General features: G+C 56.2%; 14 protein-coding genes and 3 pseudogenes. 15 read left to right on the forward strand and 2 right to left on the reverse strand.

All coding sequences use genetic code 11. The features are described 5' to 3' along the window. Positions 1-8: 8 nt before the first annotated feature. The 10 genes and pseudogenes from P3T24_RS36665 (at position 9) to P3T24_RS36710 (ending at position 11,614) form a co-directional block, all read left to right on the forward strand. Positions 9-998 carry a PDR/VanB family oxidoreductase gene (locus P3T24_RS36665; RefSeq protein ID WP_074265584.1) on the forward strand — a complete coding sequence of 330 codons (990 nt, stop codon included), beginning with the start codon at positions 9-11 and terminating at the stop codon, positions 996-998. Positions 999-1,113: 115 nt separating this feature from the next. Further along, positions 1,114-1,596, forward strand: coding sequence for an aromatic-ring-hydroxylating dioxygenase subunit beta (locus P3T24_RS36670; protein ID WP_074265583.1), 483 nt, complete (start codon positions 1,114-1,116; stop codon positions 1,594-1,596). Between the two features lie 312 nt (positions 1,597-1,908). Next, positions 1,909-3,066: a porin gene (locus tag P3T24_RS36675; protein ID WP_074265582.1), complete on the forward strand. Its 1,158-nt coding sequence runs from the start codon at positions 1,909-1,911 to the stop codon at positions 3,064-3,066. Between the two features lie 369 nt (positions 3,067-3,435). Then, positions 3,436-4,983 (forward strand): methyl-accepting chemotaxis protein, encoded by a 1,548-nt coding sequence (locus P3T24_RS36680; protein ID WP_429441651.1) that lies wholly within the window; start codon positions 3,436-3,438, stop codon positions 4,981-4,983. Between the two features lie 754 nt (positions 4,984-5,737). After that, positions 5,738-6,347: pseudogene (locus tag P3T24_RS36685) on the forward strand (IS6 family transposase); the annotation flags it as partial. A 430-nt stretch (positions 6,348-6,777) separates the two neighbouring features. Next, entirely contained in the window at positions 6,778-7,227 is a 450-nt protein-coding gene (locus P3T24_RS36690; RefSeq protein WP_074265579.1) for a hypothetical protein, read from the forward strand. A 26-nt stretch (positions 7,228-7,253) separates the two neighbouring features. Next, positions 7,254-7,601 (forward strand): hypothetical protein, encoded by a 348-nt coding sequence (locus P3T24_RS36695; protein ID WP_143787547.1) that lies wholly within the window; start codon positions 7,254-7,256, stop codon positions 7,599-7,601. 757 nt (positions 7,602-8,358) lie between these two features. Beyond that, a complete protein-coding gene (locus tag P3T24_RS36700; RefSeq protein ID WP_074265577.1) occupies positions 8,359-9,219 on the forward strand; it encodes an amidohydrolase family protein in 861 nt (286 codons plus the stop codon). Beyond that, positions 9,219-9,998, forward strand: a complete 780-nt coding sequence (locus P3T24_RS36705) for an SDR family NAD(P)-dependent oxidoreductase (RefSeq protein WP_429441652.1) — start codon at positions 9,219-9,221, stop codon at positions 9,996-9,998. The genes P3T24_RS36700 and P3T24_RS36705 overlap by 1 nt, the downstream gene beginning before the upstream one ends. Before the next feature lie 8 nt (positions 9,999-10,006). Beyond that, complete coding sequence (locus tag P3T24_RS36710) at positions 10,007-11,614, forward strand: class I adenylate-forming enzyme family protein (protein WP_429441654.1); 1,608 nt, start codon at positions 10,007-10,009, stop codon at positions 11,612-11,614. A 135-nt stretch (positions 11,615-11,749) separates the two neighbouring features. Here the strand turns inward: P3T24_RS36710 and P3T24_RS36715 are convergent, their stop codons facing one another. Continuing rightward, a complete protein-coding gene (locus P3T24_RS36715) occupies positions 11,750-12,415 on the reverse strand; it encodes a TetR/AcrR family transcriptional regulator (RefSeq protein ID WP_074265574.1) in 666 nt (221 codons plus the stop codon). Between the two features lie 1,454 nt (positions 12,416-13,869). On the opposite strand from P3T24_RS36715, the gene P3T24_RS36720 reads away from it, so the two are divergent. The 4 genes from P3T24_RS36720 (at position 13,870) to P3T24_RS36735 (ending at position 16,987) form a co-directional block, all read left to right on the forward strand. After that, the gene (locus P3T24_RS36720) at positions 13,870-14,826 is read left to right on the forward strand and encodes a WD40/YVTN/BNR-like repeat-containing protein (RefSeq protein ID WP_074265572.1); all 957 of its coding nucleotides are present in this window, start codon (positions 13,870-13,872) and stop codon (positions 14,824-14,826) included. Between the two features lie 150 nt (positions 14,827-14,976). Further along, entirely contained in the window at positions 14,977-15,624 is a 648-nt protein-coding gene (locus P3T24_RS36725) for a dienelactone hydrolase family protein (RefSeq protein WP_429441655.1), read from the forward strand. A 180-nt stretch (positions 15,625-15,804) separates the two neighbouring features. Next, positions 15,805-16,227 (forward strand): GlcG/HbpS family heme-binding protein, encoded by a 423-nt coding sequence (locus P3T24_RS36730; protein ID WP_074265571.1) that lies wholly within the window; start codon positions 15,805-15,807, stop codon positions 16,225-16,227. A gap of 55 nt (positions 16,228-16,282) precedes the next feature. Beyond that, positions 16,283-16,987, forward strand: coding sequence for a substrate-binding domain-containing protein (locus P3T24_RS36735; protein ID WP_074265570.1), 705 nt, complete (start codon positions 16,283-16,285; stop codon positions 16,985-16,987). Positions 16,988-17,452: 465 nt separating this feature from the next. Here the strand turns inward: P3T24_RS36735 and P3T24_RS36740 are convergent. Then, positions 17,453-17,764: pseudogene (locus tag P3T24_RS36740) on the reverse strand (porin); the annotation flags it as partial. A 128-nt stretch (positions 17,765-17,892) separates the two neighbouring features. Between P3T24_RS36740 and P3T24_RS36745 the strand changes: the two are divergent. Continuing rightward, positions 17,893-18,105 (forward strand): annotated as a pseudogene (locus P3T24_RS36745) (IS256 family transposase); the annotation flags it as partial. Positions 18,106-18,235 lie beyond the last annotated feature (130 nt).

Raw genomic sequence — 18,235 nt, forward strand, 5'->3', positions numbered from 1 at the left:
AGTATGCGATGAATGCTCACGCTGGAAAGATACTGGATGTGATTGTCGACGAGGTCCGCGATGTGACTGCCGAAATCAAGACGTTCCGCATGCATGCGCCCGACCGCACGCCATTGCCAGCCTTTGCTGCCGGAGCGCACATCCGTGTGTGCGTTTCGCCGCAGGATGGTCGTCAATGGCGACACTATTCGCTTGTCAACTTTGAACTGGGCGCCCACGCAACACTGAATCCCGGCGCTTACCTGATCGCGGTGCGACGAGAGGAGGGCGGACAGGGTGGTTCACGCTGGATGCACGACAACGTACGCCTTGGCGATACGTTGCAGGTGTCTGAACCGGAGAACGCATTCGCGCTGGACGCTTGCGATCGCGCAGTTCTGATTGCCGGTGGTATTGGCATTACCCCAATTGCGTCGATGGCGACCGCACTGGTCAGTGCGGGGCATGGCTTCACATTGCACTACAGTGGTCGCAACCTCCCGGATATGGCATTTGTCGACAAACTGCGCGGACTGGCCGGCGAACGGCTCCATATCTATACCGATGACCATCCATCGAAGAGCCTGAATCTGGAGGGACTTTTTGAGACCCTTCAGTTGACGCAGCCTCTCTACATATGCGGACCTAAAGGGATGATCGATGCCGCTATCGCGCTGGCGACTGCGCGAGGCTGGCCACGAGAGAATATTCACGTCGAGCTGTTCGCTGAGGCGGCGCCTCAGGCAGGCGACCGTGAGTTCGAAGTGGAGTTACGCCAGGCCGGGATGGTGCTGTCGGTCCGATCGGACCAGACAATACTGGACGCTATGATTGAAGCAGGTCTAGATCCGATCTTCGACTGCCAACGTGGAGAGTGCGGCATTTGCCGGACTTCGGTATTCGAGGGCGATATCGAGCATCGCGACTATTGCCTGACTGACGCGGAAAAGCGGGCGGGTCGCGTCATGCAAATCTGCGTGTCGCGAGCGCGTGGCCCGAAGCTCGTGCTTGACGCTTGACTGTGGGGGGAGCGTCCAGGCCAACGGGCCTCGTTTTGGTCCGCTGCCATGTCTTCTTTCTAGCGTGTTCTGTCGGACGACCGCCGACAGTCGACGAAATATAAGGAAACAACATATGGAAATCGCTGGCTCTTTGCGCGATGCGCTGATCGAATTCGTGTATGACGAAACGCTTCTGCTTGATGAGAAGCGCTTCGAGGAATGGTACGAGCTTTTTACTGAAGACGGCACGTACTGGATGCCCCTTACGCTAAATCAAAGTGATGGTCTCAATCAGGCTTCGCTCATGTATGAGGATCGCTTGCTGCTTAAGCTGCGCATCGACAGGCTGAAGCAGCCGCGGGCATTTTCACAACAACCGGAAAGCCGCTGTCTTCATGTACTGCATCGTCCAGCGTTATATGCCGTGGAAAATGGTATCTACCGAATGCGTACCCCAATGATTTATACCGAGACACGAGGAGACGAGCAGCAGATATTTGCCGCTACGGTGTTCCACGATCTCATGGTCTTCGACGATGTTCTCAAGATCAAGGTCAAGCGAGTCAACTTGCTCAACTGCGACGCCGCGTTACCTGCGATTCAACTCTTCATTTGAATTGTGGTTCTTGGTACATGAAGCATGTTTATGTCCCCGTCAGCTGAGATTGAGGGCGTCCGAGCTCCGTATTGTTGCGCGCAGTGTCACTCGCACTTTTGGGTGAGGGTGAAAGGAGTCTGACGATCATTGGTTTCTCGAAGCGGTGGCGGCGTAGAGTCTCAGGCAGAGAATTTTGATTTAGTGTATTTATTTCGGACTGCATAATTAATTTATATCAAAGTGTCTTATGTAGTGCTAGTCATCTCATCGAAAATTGATGAAGCAAAGAATTTCCCCACGTCGTCTGCTAACTAAAATTTTGGAAAACAAATGAAAAAATTACTTCTCGCTTTTGCAGCATTGGGAACATTCACTGGTGCAGCCCAGGCACAAAGCAGCGTGACGCTGTACGGTATTGTCGACGCAGGTTACGTCTACGCGAACAATATCGGCGGTAGTAAGCTTTATGAAGCTACCGGGGGTGCCCTCCAAGCCGATCGTTGGGGCCTGCGAGGCACGGAGGACCTGGGGGGTGGCCTGAAGGCAGTGTTCGTGTTGGAGAACGGTTTCAGCGTATTCACCGGCAAACTGAGTCAAGGCGGTGACGAATTCGGCCGTCAAGCCTACGTTGGCCTGTCGAACCATTTCGGTACAGTCACCGTCGGTCGTCAATACGACTCCGTGGTGGACTATACCGGTACGCTCGAAGTGGGGGCCCAGTGGGCGACGTACCTCGGCGCGCACCCGGGTGACCTGGATAACATGAACAACACGCTTCGGGCGAATAACTCGATCAAGTTCACGAGCAGCAACTATAGCGGTATCAAGTTCGGCGGCTTGTATAGCCTGGGCGGCGTTGCAGGTCAGTTCAACCGCAACCAGATATTCTCGGGCGGTATTGGCTATGTGCAAGGCCCGTTGCGGTTGGACGCAGCTTACTTGAACGTCAGGAACCCGAATTACTCCTTCTTCGGCAACAACTCGACCTCGAGCGCGACTGGTTCGAACATGACCGGTTCGACGGTGTACTCGGGCTATGCATCGGCTAAGACGCAGCAAGTGATCGCCGCCGGAGGTGCTTACACGTTCGGTGCGGCAACGGTCGGTGCAACGTACAGCAACACGCAGTTCAAGGATCTCGGACAAACCGGTATTACTGGTGCACCTGACCAGACCACCTCCGGCAGCGCCAAGTTCCACAACGCCGAACTGAACTTCAGGTATCAGGTGACGCCGGCTCTGTTGTTGGGCGCTGCATACGACTATACGAAGGGTTACGGCGTGAACGACGCGAAGTACCACCAAGGAATCCTTGGCGCGGACTACTTCGTCTCGACGCGTACGGACTTCTACGTCGACGCGGTTTATCAACACGCGTCGGGTACGGATTCGACCGGCCATACGGCTGTTGCAGACATCAACGGACTCTCGCCGTCGTCGACGTCGAATCAAGTGGCAGCGGTTGTTGGAATTCGACACAAGTTCTAGCTGGCAGTAAAGGTATCCAGTGTTCGAACGGCGCTTCGGCGCCCTTCGTTGAGATTTTTCTCCTGGCCAAGAAGTTTCTTTTTGCGAAGTCGATTACGCAAAAAACGTCGACGCTGCGTCGCCGTCCACGACGGGCAAACAGATCATCGTCCCGGCGTCCATTAGACACAGCTTCTGACTTTTTTTGTCGCGGTATCTGAGGACGATCGGGAGACCGTTTGCATGATGCTTCGTTCTGGGCGCATAGGGGGGGGCCTGCGCCCAACCCAGAGCATTACCCCTTTCAACACGAAGGGGAGGTCATGAGGCTAAAGTTAGCCGTGGACGCCGCAGGATACGATGTTTGTGTAATAAAGGGACTCGATAGATATGAAACTTTCGTTTGCTCAAAAGCTCTGGCTGCCACTGATCCTGAGCCTGTTGTTTCTCGCTGGAATTTCGATTTACAACGCCTACCAGACTCGGGAAATGCGTCTGGACGAGCGTAAGGCGGACCTGCAACACGCGTCGGAGGTTGCGCTGAGTGTCGTCAAGAATTTTGGCGACCAGGCGGCTGCCGGCTCAATTCCTTTAGCGGAGGCCCAAAGGACTGCAATGGCCGCCATTCGCAACATGCGGTTCGGTCGAGACGGTTATTTCGCGATCTTGGATTCACAGTTGACCATTCTGATGAACCCGGCGCAACCGCAGTTGAACGGCAAGAACATCGGCGACTTCAAGGGTCCGAACGGTGCTTTTCTCTTCAGAGATATGCTCGCTGTTCTCAGGCGTGACGGTCAGGCCTTTACCCTTTATAGCATTCCGAAGCCGGGGGGCACCGAAGCCTCGTCGAAAATTGCTTACGTCGTAGCGTATCAGCCGTGGGACTGGATTCTCAACACGGGGCTCTACGTCGACGACATTGATGCGGCGTTCCGCTCGGCGCTGTACCAGAACCTCGGGGTCCTAGTGGTACTGGCTGGCGCCCTGTCGGCTGTGGTGGTGCTGCTCAACCGCGGTATTCTCCGCTCACTGGGAGGCGACCCGTCGTACGCCGCCGAAATTGCCAACCAGATTGCCGGTAACGATCTCACTGGCATGGTGAAGACGGCAACGGATGATCGCTCGAGCCTGCTTTTTTCGATGAAGCGCATGCAGGAGCAGCTCACGCAGACGATCGGCACGATCAAGATCTCGGCCGACTCGATTGCCACCGCCACGCACCAGATCGCGACGGGCAATCAGGATCTGTCGCAGCGCACCGAGGAGCAGGCCGCCTCGCTCGAGGAAACCGCGTCGAGCATGGAGCAACTGACCTCGACCGTCACCCAGAATGCTGACAATGCCGGTCAGGCCAACCAGCTCGCTGCACAGGCTGCTCAGGTGGCGGAACAGGGAGGCACCGCGGTGTCACGGGTGGTGGAAACCATGGAGGGCATCAACGCCAGCTCAGACAAGATTGCCAATATTGTCGACCTCATTGAGGGCATAGCCTTCCAGACCAATATTCTCGCACTGAACGCGGCCGTGGAAGCCGCACGGGCAGGCGAACAGGGGCGAGGTTTCGCGGTGGTTGCCTCGGAAGTGCGTTCGCTGGCGCAGCGTTCCTCGGCGGCGGCCAAGGAGATCAAGGAGCTGATCCAGGATTCCGTGGAGCGGGTTCGGGCAGGTGCCGCCCATGTACTGGAAGCCGGCACAAAGATGAGCGAGATAACTCACGAGATCCGGCGCGTGACCAACATCGTGGGGGAAATTACCGCCGCCTCGCGGGAACAGAGCAAGGGCATCGGCCAGGTCAACCAGGCGGTCACACAGATGGACGAGGTCACGCAGCAGAACGCCGCGCTGGTCGAACAGGCAGCCGCCGCCGCCAGCTCGCTAGAGGCGCAGGCGAAGGATCTGAAAGCGTCGGTCTCGATGTTCAGGCTGAACGCCTGACGCAAAGCCGAGGTGAGCGACGCAGGCGCGCAAACGCACACGGCGCGGCTCCGGTGTGCGAGGGCGCCGGCCATGTCATCCCTGAAGGCGCTCGCCGCAGCCCATTAGTGAGCACAAACTACCGAGGCTGAAGAATGTGAAGACTATCGGGGGCATCCGTATCACGGGTGATTGGTCGGCAGAGCAATCCGCGGGTTTTGGCATCGAAGGTGCGCCCCCAGCGTTGGCAAAGCCAAAGACCGCACGCGTCACTGGCAGTCAGTGAAACGTTGAACCATGTGATTGTGCAAAACCGGACATTACGGGCCGGCATGCGTATCGATGGTGTCGCTGTCAGTGGGCTCACTGACAGCGACACCAAATGGACGCCGGAGGTCGATGGCGGATTTGTTCGCGGAAATCAAAATTGGTGTGCCAAAGCTTTGAAGTCCTCACTATAAGATTGACTACGAAAGGGGAAACGCCTCATGTCTTCGCCTTTAAGAAACGAATCGGCGAACGCCGCGGAAAGGAGAAAGGTTCATCACGCTCGTCTAAGCAAGTCGCATCGCGATGGAGGATCAATTTCAACTGCTATGGCGAATTCGGCTGGTAATCAGGCGTTGAACCATCGGATGTGCAAATGGCAACAGATGCATTGGTCGCTGTGGGTGGCCCGCCCATTGGCACAAGTTCAACGGGCTGCCGCCCACAGTGGCCTAGGTAATCGCCTCACGCTTTTAAAGCAACGTAGCGAGCTGCCAACTGAGGTAGCTGCGTGCGTTGGTACGTTGCCTATCCGCTTAGCTCGCGTCGCGACGAAATGATGGCGGAGCGTGGGGCTGCGGTCGATCACTCCATGGTGCACTGCTGGGCCATCAAGTTTCTGCCGGTGCTTGAGACGGTGTTCCGCCGCCGCAATCGGCCAGTTGGCAAGATCTAGAGGATGGACGAAACCTGCGTGAATGGGATTGCCTCTATCAGGCCGTGGACAGGGAAGACAACACATTGATTTTCGTCTGCGAACCAAGCGTAGCAAGGCGACTGACCAGTTTTTTTCGAGAAATCGCTCTAGCAAAACAGCGTACCCGAGACGGTGTCTATCGACAAAAGCGGAGCCAACCTGGCCGCGCTGCGCGTGGTGAACGCTGGGCGCGACACGCCCACCAAGGTTTGTCAGGTCAAGTATCTGAATAACGTGATTGAGCAGGACCATTGGGCGATCAAACGCATCGACGGACCGAAAGTCGGGTTCAAGGACTTCCGCCGCGAGTGTCATTCTGAGTGGCATCGAGATCATACATATGATCGCCAAAGGGAAGATGAAGCACACTGACAAAATCAAGCCATCTACAGCCTGTCAGTTATATTCATTGATAATATAAGTAATCCTACGTATATCGTCTTTGTAAGGCTCAACCACCGTACTGCGACAGAACCCCTTTCGAGGCCACAAATATATGACCGAATTATCCAGCGAGACCATCAGCGGCCCCATGATCGAACTGCATCCCGGCGACAACGTGGTGATCGGCTGTGCCACGTCCGATATCGCGCCAGGCACAATGGCGCACGGCCACAACGTCCAGTTCCACGGGTTCGAAGAACCGAGTTTTACTATAGGGCGATCCCGCGTATGTACGACGCGCAGTACCTACGTTTTCGCTGTCCGATAGTACTGGATTTGAGATCGATGCCCCTCTGGCGCAAAAAGGCTATGGCAACGGACCGGGAAAATGGGAAATCTTCGATAAGAATCAATGCGTATCTCATAACGATCGGAAATTCTGGAATTGGGAGTTTGAGCGTCACTGGATGTTTTACTTGCTTTGGGGACGGTTGAGCTATAACCCCACCGCATCGGAAGATGTGTGGATGACTGAGCTGCGCAGCCGCTTTGGGGATGCGGCCGCGGATGTATCAACGACCTACCACGCCGGAAGGTGTGTTGTCTCCGAAATTGCTGCCGCTCACCTCGCAGATCCAAACATGTACATCTGGCCCGAAATCAACCCAGGCGGATTAATCGCAGACTATAAAGATGTACTCCCGAGCGACCAGAGTTTCATTGCTAGCCCAGCCGAAGCGGCTCGAAACGTCGTACAGAACCATGCATCGGCAAAGCAGGGGCCACACGAGACTGCTGAATTATTCGACGGCATTGGTTCGCAGATTGAGGCGGCGGTATCAAGGGCAGGGTCAAAACTGGGAGGTAACCAGGAATGGCGCGGTACAGAACTAGACTTGCGGCTTCCTGCTTTCTAGCATGAAAACGGGCAAGGTCAGCAAGTATGCTGCTCCGAAACCTGGCGAGAAAAGCCGCACCACCTGCGGAGGAGCATTATCCGATGGCCCTCGCGCGCCCAAGCATTATCCACACGCCACCCAGCCAGGTTTCAGTCGGGCAGCTCCTTCAATTGCAGGTGCGAGCAAGTCCGCACACAAATGTCACAGGCATTCGTCTTCATTATCGGCAGCTCAATGCTCTGGAAGAGGTTTACACCCTGGAGGTGTCGGGAGCTAATGCAGTGTTCGCCATACCGGCTGAAGAAATATCCGGAAAGTTTGACCTCCTCTGTTACTTCAAAAAACAGCAGGCAGCGCTAAAGCTTGCCATCAGGTTGATGCTATTGAATTGATTGTGATCTCTTCGGTCGGCTCAATAAAAGAGCAAGCTGGAGTCAACGACTGGGACGATTGGCGAATTACGGCCAGGTCGCACTCGACCGGACGCTGTATGAGCGCGCGTTACTAACCAGGCATTAAACGCTGGGAAGATAGACCTGTTTTCGACACAGAGTGCACCTGACTTTATCGCTCGATTCGGAAATAATTCTTCTATAGTCGCAACAATGGCCCTAACCGCCCCCGACTGTCGTTGCTTTCTTGAAATTTACTTTCAGTGTGATGCCTAGTATTCAGGCGTACCCGGAATCACGGGCGCGAGCGAGATGGCCGGCGGCCGTCAGGCAGACCCGGTCGTGGTTCGATCGGGAGGTCCATGGAAGTGATCTTCAGGATACCAGGCTGTTTGGCGCTTTGCAGAGGTCTGCCACTGGGTCTGGCTGGGTGAAATTCTGAACGAGAAGGCATTTCAAGGGGCGCTAGCTGGAAAACACGCGCTTGTCTGCCCCACTGCCGTGCGAGTCTCGTTGCGTCAACGACTGGGCGGCGCGTGAGTCCCGAAGCCCTGCCGTTCAGAGGATCACGACGTTGATCGGAGCGTCGACTGGCGTGTTGATCAGGGTGACGGAGGAGGTGACCGTGAAATTGACTTTTACTATTTCCGGACATAAACTGAGCGCTCAGTCACATTGGTTTGCCAGCTGGAAGCAGGGAGTTCGCACGTAGGGCCGTGGTACTGCGAGCAAGTATTCTTCGGATACTGGAGAAAGAATGAAGATCATCGACGTACATTCACACTGGCCTACGAGGCGCGGATTTCCGTTGAGAACCGAACAGGAGTTGGCCCAGCAGCGCAAGACGTGGAATTCTGAACCGCGCTACATGTCCGAATGGGAAATGGCCGAGTACTTTACGAAGAACAATGCGCGCGCCATCCTTGACTTTGGTTTTGCAAAATTTCTGCCACTCGACGAGATGCAGGCATTGCACGACTACGCCTTCGCGACACAGCGCGAAATCGGATCGTCTGTTGTCGGACACTGGATTCACATCGATCCGCACAAAAGCGGAACGGCCGGTGTGAACGAACTCAGACGCTGTATCGACGAGGCTCCAGGTTTCGTTGGCTTTGCAGTTTCTTCGTCCGGTACGGCCCCGGCGAGCGACGAGGCCTTTGCCCCGTACTACAGACTATGTATCGAGGCCGGGATTCCAGCCCTGATTTTTGTCGGTACTACCGGTCTGGGAGCGGGGCTGCCTGGCGGTGGCGGCATCATTCTTGATAATTGCCATCCGAGGCACCTTGATTTTGTCGCGGCCACCTATCCCGACCTGAAAATCGTTGCAGCAAGGCCGGGCTGGCCATGGCAAGCCGAGACGATCGCGGTGCTCATGCACAAACGCAATATCTGGTATGAACTGCACGGGTGGTCGCCCAAGTACTTCACGCACGAACTAAAACATGACATTTCGAGGCGTCTGCAGGACCGCGTGATGTTTGGTGCAGACATTCCGCTTTACACGTATGAGCGGCTCGTCACTGACTGGAAAGCGGAGGGATATTCCGAGGAAATACTGGAGAAGGTCTTCTGGCGCAATGCGAGCAATTTTCTCGGTGAAGGAGACAACTGATGGACTTGCACCTGAAGGATAAGATCGCAATTGTGGGAGGGGCCAGCCAGGGCATCGGCTATAGCATCGCACACACGCTGGCGATGGAAGGGGCGACCGTGGTCATCACGGCAAGACGCAAGGAGCCGCTCCTTGCGAGCGCTCGCCGGATCGCAGAGGAGACCGGGGCCCGGGTGATTCCAGTCGCGGCGGATCTTCGAACGGAGTCCGCTTGCCAGGAAATCGTTGGTAGGACCCTCGACGAATGCGGTGGCGTCGATATCCTTGTGAACAATGCAGGTGCGCCCCCGTTGGGGCCCGTTCTTTCTTTTGACGATGCGGCGTGGGAGAGAGCGGTCGAACAGAATTTGCTTAGCGTCATCCGCATGATCCGTCAGGTCGTTCCCTCAATGGAGCAGAGAGGAGGGGGCAGCATTCTCAACATCACCGCGATCTCCGCGATCCAGCCAATTCCGCAATTTGGCCTGTCGGTTGCAACCTGGTCGGCGGTAATCGGATTGGCAAAGACTTTGGCACTTGAACTGGCGGCCAAGCAGATCAAGATCAATACGATCTGTCCAGGATATATCAACACGCCGCGGCTGCAGAAGGTATTCGCAGCCGGTGATGAGCCGGCGGATGACTTACAGGCCAAGCTCTGCGCGGAAGTTCCACTGGGCAGAATCGGTACCCCGCAGGACATTGCGAATCTGGTCGCGTTACTTGTCTCACCGCGGGGCTCGTACATTACGGGCACGACGACGCAGGTCGACGGCGGGCTTTTCCGGGCTACTCGTTGAGGTGCATCATGATTGAGGCTACACAGTTTCCATGCGAGGAGCGCGCTCGACAATATCGAGCGGCTGGATATTGGGCTGACCAGTCCTTTCACGATGTCCTGTTTGAAGCCGCGAAGTGTTACGGCGGCAAGGAAGTGTTCGCTGACAGAAATCGGCGCCTTAGCTACGCAGAGTTAGCGGATGAGGTAACCCGTTGTGCGACGTTCTTCAGAAGCGTTGGTATCCGCTCGGGCGACGTCGTGACGTTACAGCTACCGAACCGGGTAGAATTTCCGGTTGCCTTTTTCGCGCTTGAACTCATCGGGGCGATCGCAAATCAGATCAGTCCGGATTTTCGCGCTTCGGAACTCGAATACATCATGAAGTTCTCGCAGTCCGTCGCCTATGTGTGCGCGAAACAGATGCGCGGATTCGAGTACTTGCCAATGGCACGGGACGTTAGAACACGCAGCCAGGATTTCACAATTATCTGCGTCGACGATGTTTCCGACGCCGACGTTTCGTCGATGGCCAATCTTGCGCGGCACGAGTCACTAGCGTCCGGGGAATGGGTGAAAGTGTCCCCCGACAGGATCATTCGGATGGCATTCACCTCTGGGACAACGGGAAACCCGAAGGCGGTCCTTCATAGCACTAACACGACGCTCTATGCGGCAATGATCCTCAGCAAGGACATGGCTGTACGCGAGTCGGATGTCCTCCTGGCCTATTTGCCCGTTGGTCTGAACTGGGGTTACCTGACACTTCTGCAGACAATCATGACGGGCGCGAGGGCATACCTGATGGAGCGATTTTCGTCGGGAGAAGCACTCGCGTTGATCGAGCGTGAAAAGGTAACCTATATTCCGACAGCACCCGCATCAATTATGGCGATGCTCGGGCACGATGAGATAGACAGCCGGAAACTCGATTCGTTGCGTGTGATAGTTACGGGTGGTGCTTCCGCTCCGGTAGAGACGATTCGGATGTTCCAACGAAGGCTTCCAGAAACGGCGCTGGTCGAACTGTACGGCATGCTAGAAACGGGTTTTCACTCCTACACGCGGATAGGTGACGATCCGCTGGCAGTCAACGGGACCGTCGGACGGGTCGTGGAAGGTCTGGAACTCGAGATCTTCAGGCCGGATGGAACGCGTGCAGATCTGTTCGAGGAAGGTGAAATTGCAGCTCGCGGTCCTTCGATTCACCTCGGCTACCTGAATAATGCGGAGGAAAACAGCAAGAGCTTCCCCGGTGATGACTGGTTTCTAACGGGTGACCTTGGCAAGTTCATCGATGATGCACACAACGTCGCAATCGTGGGGCGTCGTAAGGAAATCATCAACCGCGGTGGCAAGAAGTACTTCCCGCGCGAGGTCGAGGAGATTCTCTATGAATATCCAGCGTTCCAGCAACTCGCCGTCGTAGGTGTTCCTGATGAGCGTGTTGGCGAGAAGGGCTGCCTTTTTGCAACGTTGCGCCCCGGTCATGAAGTAACGTTGGAGCAGGTGGTTGCGTTTCTGCGAGGCAAGGTGGCCGATTACAAACTGCCGGAGCAGCTGGTTGTTGTCAACGAGTTTCCGATGACACCGACTGGCAAGATCAAGCGCGCGGACCTTGTCGCCAGCGTGTCTTGATATCCAAAACGGTGGTTTAACCTGTTGGGACTCTACGGCCACCGTTTCGACTCGGGCCCGTATTGGAGTGCGGTATCAACTATTTTCAGTGCGAGAGGAGTAATGGACACAATTTCGGCTGGTCGTTAGCTCGTGTCAGAATCCGAGCCCACGCGCCATAAAGTTACTGAGTTCTTCGATTACCTCTGCAGGTTTTGCCCGCTCACGGAGTGACCAGCGGCGCAGCGCAATCATGGTGGGCAGAAAGGTGACAATATTGGCAGTGATACGCGGGTTGCGCACGGTGATCTTTGCTTGGGATGACGCCTGTGTCACGATGTCCTCGAACATCTGGATAAACTCCTTGACGCGCGCGAGGATGACCTTGCGTGAGCGCTTGTCGAGCAGGTGACTGTTTTGGTAGATCAACAGGATTTCGTTCTCGTGGTCGTGAACGATCTCGCTGGTGGCGCGCAGTGCTGCCTTGATACGCGCTGCGGGATCATCGACTTCATCGATAGCACGTTTGACCTTCAGTTGATATTCCGTGATGATTCTGTCGCAGACCAGATAAAGGATATCGTCCTTTGACTTCACATAGTTGTAGATCGTCCCCTGCGTCATGTCGGCAGCTTTGCCGATGTCGCGGACGGTTGCCTCGTGAAAACCTTTCTCAATGAAGACAGTGATTGCGGCCTTGACCAGATGATTGCGCCGTTCCTGTACGAGGGACTCGTCCCGCGTATTTGATTTGATGACGCGCCTGTGCGTAACGGCCGCTTTCTCGGGCGTTGCTTTTTCGGAAGTATCTGCAGTCTTCATGGAAACCCGCACGGGACATGGTCTGTTGCGTTGGTTTCAAATCATAGCATCATCGATTACGTGTTTGCCTGTCCTTGAATCGGAGGTGGAGTGGGCGGATAGTGTGCTGCATGTGCCGACACGATTGTTCCTCAGCACGGGCACACCTGTAATTCTCTTTAAAAGCACAGCGGGCCCGGTTTCCCGGCGCGCAAAGGACTTTTCATCTCCGTCCTTCGGGGCGTACCGTGATCGCTCAGGATAAACGTCGCCGCTAATGGCTCGGGACGCGCGGGATACCTGTCCCTGTCGTCCGAAGCGCTCGGGCGTTCAATGGTCGGCGATAGCGAAGAGGAGTCCGCCGCACAGGAGGCACGGTGTTGGATGTGATAAAGGCAGATTCACTCGACTCTATCCGGCTTAGCCGGATCCGTCTCGCGTATCCATTTGAAGCCGCAGTAATTGCAGCGCTAGCGATGAAGAACGGATGGTGGTCGGCCCGAAGGGCAGAGAATTGATGGCTCGTAAAATGTCAGCTGATCAACTCGGGGGCGGCTGGATCGCTAGTCAGGATGCTCTGGCGCGCTTCGCGGTGTCATGGATTCCAGAAACCGGCCGGAAGGTGCATCGAAGAGAACATCTGCGACGTTCGACAAAATGTTAGTTCAAAAGATACCCGCCAGCCGGCGGGCTGAGTCCATATCAAATGAGACATGGAGGAGATTCGGTCAGTATAGACCGTGAAATCTCCGCAGCGACCATCTCGTGACGGGCGTCCGACTTCGCGCACCGTTTGGTGCGGCCTGTGTTGCGCGGAGCAGTTCGACCTGAATCCCGCGACCGCGATACGCGGCGAGCGTACTTGCCGTGTACGGATGTGCCGTATTGCCCACGTGAGTATCAAGCAGGCTCATGCCTACGGTACCAGTGATTTTCTCTCCCAGTTTTGCCACGAACAGAACCGAATGTCCCCGCGCTGAGGTGAGTTGTGCGAGCGTTTTGAGCAGGATCATTGGACGAGGCACTGCCCGATGCGGGCGATTCATCCTGATCAGATAGTCCAACGTCTTTAGAGGCCTGCGCGAGCACTCCAGGTACATGACCAATACCTGGCGCCACCCACGTGAGCTCGCCTCCCGAAACCCACGATCTTGCAGCGCATACGGCTCGACAACCTCCGTTGCGAGAGGCAGCAAAATGAAACTGGGGAGACAGCAAAACGAAGAGGCTGCCATGTCTTTGCAATTCCAGCAACACGATTTCCACCGTGGAGCCCCAACGCTTAAGGCTCTACGGATTGTTCAGTGACCGGGGTACCCGCGGCTCGCTCTTCTTCTTGCCCGGTAATGTCTTGAGGCTGGTTTCGATCAAACAAAAGGGTAACTCTGCAAGCATTCTGGTTACCAGCTTCCTCGGACCTTCGTCTATAACTCGATCTTACGAAATGAGGCCAAACGATCCCACAGGAGGCGCGGATGCAAATCGTGGTCGGTACTGCAACGATGATGGCATGGGCAAGCTCTGACGAAGGCGTGAGTTGGAGAAGAATGACAAAGGGTATTCATTACCCGGTGACGCCCGCCTGGGCATTGAGCTCGCATCCTGCACGGCCAGGCGAACTTTTGGCAGGTACCGATAATGGAATTATGCGTTGGCGTACTGCAGACGAGGAGTGGGTTCCGCTGTTCAATGAGTTCAGCAGGACGCCCGTTTGGGCACTTGCCCAAGCACCCTCGGACCCTGACTTTATCCTCGCCGGGACACGATACCCGGCTGCTTTCTATCGCTCAAGTGATGGTGGCAAAACGTGGACGTGGCTTTCCGCACGACTGGCGCAGAGCTGCCCCGCAGTAGTCTATCCCCGCGTCACCAAGTTTGTTTTTGATCCGAAGGACGAGAACACGATCTGGGGTAGCGTTGAGATCGATTACATCTGGCGCTCGGGCGATCGTGGCGAGACGTGGAAGCAGACGACGTGCGGGCTGATATCCGGGGACATTCACGGCCTCGCTGTCTCGCCGGTCAGGGAGCGCGTTTTCGCCGCGACGGACAAAGGTCTGCACATGACCGGTAACCAGGGCGAGACGTGGTCTCACATTCCTCTGGATGCGTCTGATCAGTACACACGCTCTGTGATTGTTATGCCTCATGCTCCGCAAACGATTTTCGTCACGAATGGGAACGGGCCGCCGGGCTCCTGGGGCAATCTGTTCCGCAGCGACAATCACGGTGACACGTGGCGCAAGGTTCCGATGCGGTTCGAGCTCAACAGCACGCTCTGGAAGTTTGCACCTCATCCCGAGAATCCGGATCTAATCTTCTGCAGCAGCAAACTCGGGCAGGTTTTCCGTTCTAAAGACGGAGGCGTCACGTGGACAAAAGTGAAGCAAGAGTTCGGCGATATTCGCAGCCTGGAATGGGCATGGATATGATCACTCTGCCGCAATCACCAGTTTTCCATTGGATCACCGCAGGGATAACGTCGGTTGGCGTTGCGGATTCTGCGAGATACCACCCGAACTGTACGCAGGTCATCAATAGCTGAAGTCAAATGGAGCGATAACGTGCGAGGCCGAGTTCAGTTGTGTGCGAAAGACGGGTTTGAATTGTCGGGTTATATGGCGGGCCCCGAGGACGCTGCCTACGGGTTGGTCATCGTGCAGGAGATCTTCGGACTCAATACGCGCATCCGCGATGTTGCGGATCGCTTCGCGGCGCAAGGCTACAAGGTCGTAGCACCCGCAATGTTCGACCGTATCGAACGTGGTATAGAGATGGGATATTCGGAGGAGGAAAGGCTCAGGGGCCGTGAATCCCGCACCCGGATGAAGGGTTCCGAAACGGTCGCGGATATTGAAGCGGCTGCCGTCGCACCTGGGACATCCCGGTGCGGCATCGTCGGCTATTCCCTCGGTGCCTGTGTCGCGTGGCTTGGCGCGACCCGGACGCGGGTCTTTCAGGCCGCCTGTGGCTGGTACGGCGGTGGAATAGCAGCCCTGCGCGATGAAGAGCCAAACTGTCCTGCACTGCTGCACTTTGGCGAACAGGACGCGTCCGTGCCGATGATGGATGTAGAAGCTTTGCGGCAGGCTCGGCCGGAGGTTGAAATCTGCGTCTATCCGGGCGCAAGGCATGGCTTCGGCTGCGATGTTCGTGCGCCGTTCAGCCAGGTTGACTACGACCTCGCGCAGAGGCGCACACTTGCTTTCCTGGACAATTATCTTGGATGAGAATGGCGGCCTTGTCGAGGAGGCCCGTTGTCGTTCTCCGAGCCGTCCAAACATATCCGGGTACGCTCACATGCGAGCAGGGTATGAGATCCGGGGACCCGTCCACGGTGTTCGAAATACTGTCTGCTTCGCCAGGCAAACTTATCAAGCCGTTAAACCGGCATCACCAAGAGTACTAACATGACAGACATTACTTTGGCGCAAGCCACGCGGATTATTGACGCTGCATTGTCCGAGGCGCGCAAACTGAATCTGCACCCGATAACAGTCGCAGTACTGGATCGCGGCGGCCACCTGACCGCGTTAAAGCGCGAAGACAATTCTGGCAACATGCGTGCCGAAATCGCGACCGCCAAGGCGCGTGGCGCATTGGGGCTTGGACAGTCGACCCGCGTAATGTCTGAACGGGTCGGCCAGGTGCCGCACTTCTTCGCGGCGATTGCGGCACTCACTGACGGCAACGTCGTGCCGGTTCCGGGTGGTGTACTCATTCTCGACCCTGTGGAACGCGTACTTGGTGCCATCGGAATTAGCGGAGACACTGCTGACAATGATGAAAAATGCGCGCTGGCCGCGCTCGCCACCGTCAGCCTTGAGGAGTGACATAGAGAGAACCGCGCTGCCCGTCGCCCAGGAAAATCAATGAATCGGAGAATTGATGCAACAGCTTAGTATTAAAAGTGCCGGTGCGGCACGCGGTTTGATCGGGAGGGTGTGCGATGAATTTTTCGCTAGCCATGGAATCAAATTGTCTTCGGATTTTGCTGCGGTGGGGACAACCTTCGACCGCGTGAGCGAAGCTATGCGGACGCACGAGGATTGCGGTCTAACGATTCTGACTTCCGCATTTTTTCAGCGCCTCCAGCAGGCGTTTCCGCAACGCGTGACACCGGGTGGCTCGCTCGGCTCGACGACGACTTGTTTCGCCTGTAGGGGCGATGCGGGCGCGTTCCAGGTTTCCACCGTCGATGCGCTGCGACGGACCTTGAGTGAAGTGGATGCCGTCTACACCGGTGATACGCGGCAGTCGACGGTAGGGCGTCATCTCATATACGTGCTTGAGGCGTTTGATCTCCGAGGTAAGCTGCGTCCTGACATTGTCGAATTTCCGGGTGGAGCACAGGCGGTCGCGGCTCTTGCTGGCGTCGAAGGCAAGGGGGTGCTTGCCTTCGCGCAGCGTAGCGAAGTTCTGCAAATCCCCGAGGTATTGTTCGTCGGCCCATTGCCGGAAGCGTTCCATCTTGCGACGGAATATGTGCTGGGGGTCATCGACAAAGCGCCGGCTGCTGAGGATTTTGCTGCGTTCCTGACAGCCGGGCTTCAGGAGAGCACGCGGCGGGAAAGCGGCTTCGATCCAGTCTGACACGCGGTTTCTGCGATTGCGCTTTCCGGAGAGCACCAAAAAAGGCCGCCCAAACGGGCGGGGTAAAATCATACCCGGGGCGGTCGCGTCAACGCCGGTTTTCGAAGAGTTTTGCTCCGCGTGTATTGCGTCTCGCCCACCGGTTCGCCCGGGCCTACGACGATAGTCCAGACAGGTCCGGAGTCGAACTTGTCGGATTGGGGAATCGGAACATTGTCCGGAGTCCGACCGTTGCGCCAACGTCGTTGGTACGGCCAATCTTCTCGACAACACCAGTGCTCGTGTTGGTTGTGCCCGGATAGTCGGCAGCAAACGCTCCGTTGCCGCGCGCGAAGTCCACGGTGGCGTAAACCTCCGTGCGCTTCGTGAACGAGTAATCTTTGCACCGTTGACCAGGCTGCCCTCCGCAGTTGAAACGGAAGTTTGCTGGAAGCCTGTGTCGAGCGATGCTGGGCCGACTGCATACGTAAGCTCCATGCCGTACGTGCTGCCCAGACCGACTGAGCCGGCATTTTTGCCGAAGCCGTAGATGGCATCAATAGTCAGGCCATTGAACGTCGCCTTGTACTTAACCGAGTTGTTTACTTCCAGGTACGGGCCGATGCCATTCCACACCCAGCTGTCTTGCCAGTAGTCGCCCACGGTCAACGGGTCAAACACATCGCCCATTGTGTCGTAAAGGGGCGAGTATTGACGACCGAACGTAACCGTGCCGGCCTTGTCGCTCGACGGACCAACATACGCCTGTCGACCGAACAGCTCATCTGGCGAACCCAGTCTCCCGTGAGATAAGCTCGATTCTGGTGTGCGGGGAAGTTTGGGAGCGGGAGATTGAAGGCGGTGGAGGTTTTACCTGAGAATCTGATTGTCGAAATCGGAAACTAGCAAACAACAAACCATCCACCATGAGCAAGTTTACAGAAAAAGAAGTCGTCGGACTATCGGGAGTCGGTCTGGGGCTGGACGAATTGGTTCGGCACGGGGCTCGGCAGGTGATTCAGCAGGCAATCTAAGCGGAGTTGTTGGCGCTGCTGGAGCGGTTCGAGAACGTCAAGACATTGCACGGGCAGCGCGCCGTGGTGCGCAAAGGTTATTTGCCGGAACGCGAAGTGTTGACACCGTACTACGCGTACGCGCAACTGCGTATCACGACCCGGGGGTGTCCCGAATTTTGTGTAAACGGGTTGGTGTTTAACGCTGCACCAGCCGTTCTTCGAACTGGATGGTGAAGCGGTTCAGAGCTGCTTT

It is taken from the genome of Paraburkholderia sp. GAS33 (assembly GCF_050436645.1).
Classification (GTDB): Bacteria; Pseudomonadota; Gammaproteobacteria; order Burkholderiales; family Burkholderiaceae; genus Paraburkholderia; species Paraburkholderia phenazinium_B.

What these genes read in the sequence shown, in the direction of transcription:
- P3T24_RS36665 (WP_074265584.1), top strand. Translation starts at nt 9, where the DNA reads ATGAATGCTCACGCTGGAAAGATACTGGATGTGATTGTCGACGAGGTC.
- P3T24_RS36670 (WP_074265583.1), top strand. Translation starts at nt 1,114, where the DNA reads ATGGAAATCGCTGGCTCTTTGCGCGATGCGCTGATCGAATTCGTGTAT.
- P3T24_RS36675 (WP_074265582.1), top strand. Translation starts at nt 1,909, where the DNA reads ATGAAAAAATTACTTCTCGCTTTTGCAGCATTGGGAACATTCACTGGT.
- P3T24_RS36680 (WP_429441651.1), top strand. Translation starts at nt 3,436, where the DNA reads ATGAAACTTTCGTTTGCTCAAAAGCTCTGGCTGCCACTGATCCTGAGC.
- P3T24_RS36690 (WP_074265579.1), top strand. Translation starts at nt 6,778, where the DNA reads ATGTTTTACTTGCTTTGGGGACGGTTGAGCTATAACCCCACCGCATCG.
- P3T24_RS36695 (WP_143787547.1), top strand. Translation starts at nt 7,254, where the DNA reads ATGCTGCTCCGAAACCTGGCGAGAAAAGCCGCACCACCTGCGGAGGAG.
- P3T24_RS36700 (WP_074265577.1), top strand. Translation starts at nt 8,359, where the DNA reads ATGAAGATCATCGACGTACATTCACACTGGCCTACGAGGCGCGGATTT.
- P3T24_RS36705 (WP_429441652.1), top strand. Translation starts at nt 9,219, where the DNA reads ATGGACTTGCACCTGAAGGATAAGATCGCAATTGTGGGAGGGGCCAGC.
- P3T24_RS36710 (WP_429441654.1), top strand. Translation starts at nt 10,007, where the DNA reads ATGATTGAGGCTACACAGTTTCCATGCGAGGAGCGCGCTCGACAATAT.
- P3T24_RS36715 (WP_074265574.1), bottom strand. Translation starts at nt 12,415, where the DNA reads ATGAAGACTGCAGATACTTCCGAAAAAGCAACGCCCGAGAAAGCGGCC.
- P3T24_RS36720 (WP_074265572.1), top strand. Translation starts at nt 13,870, where the DNA reads ATGCAAATCGTGGTCGGTACTGCAACGATGATGGCATGGGCAAGCTCT.
- P3T24_RS36730 (WP_074265571.1), top strand. Translation starts at nt 15,805, where the DNA reads ATGACAGACATTACTTTGGCGCAAGCCACGCGGATTATTGACGCTGCA.
- P3T24_RS36735 (WP_074265570.1), top strand. Translation starts at nt 16,283, where the DNA reads ATGCAACAGCTTAGTATTAAAAGTGCCGGTGCGGCACGCGGTTTGATC.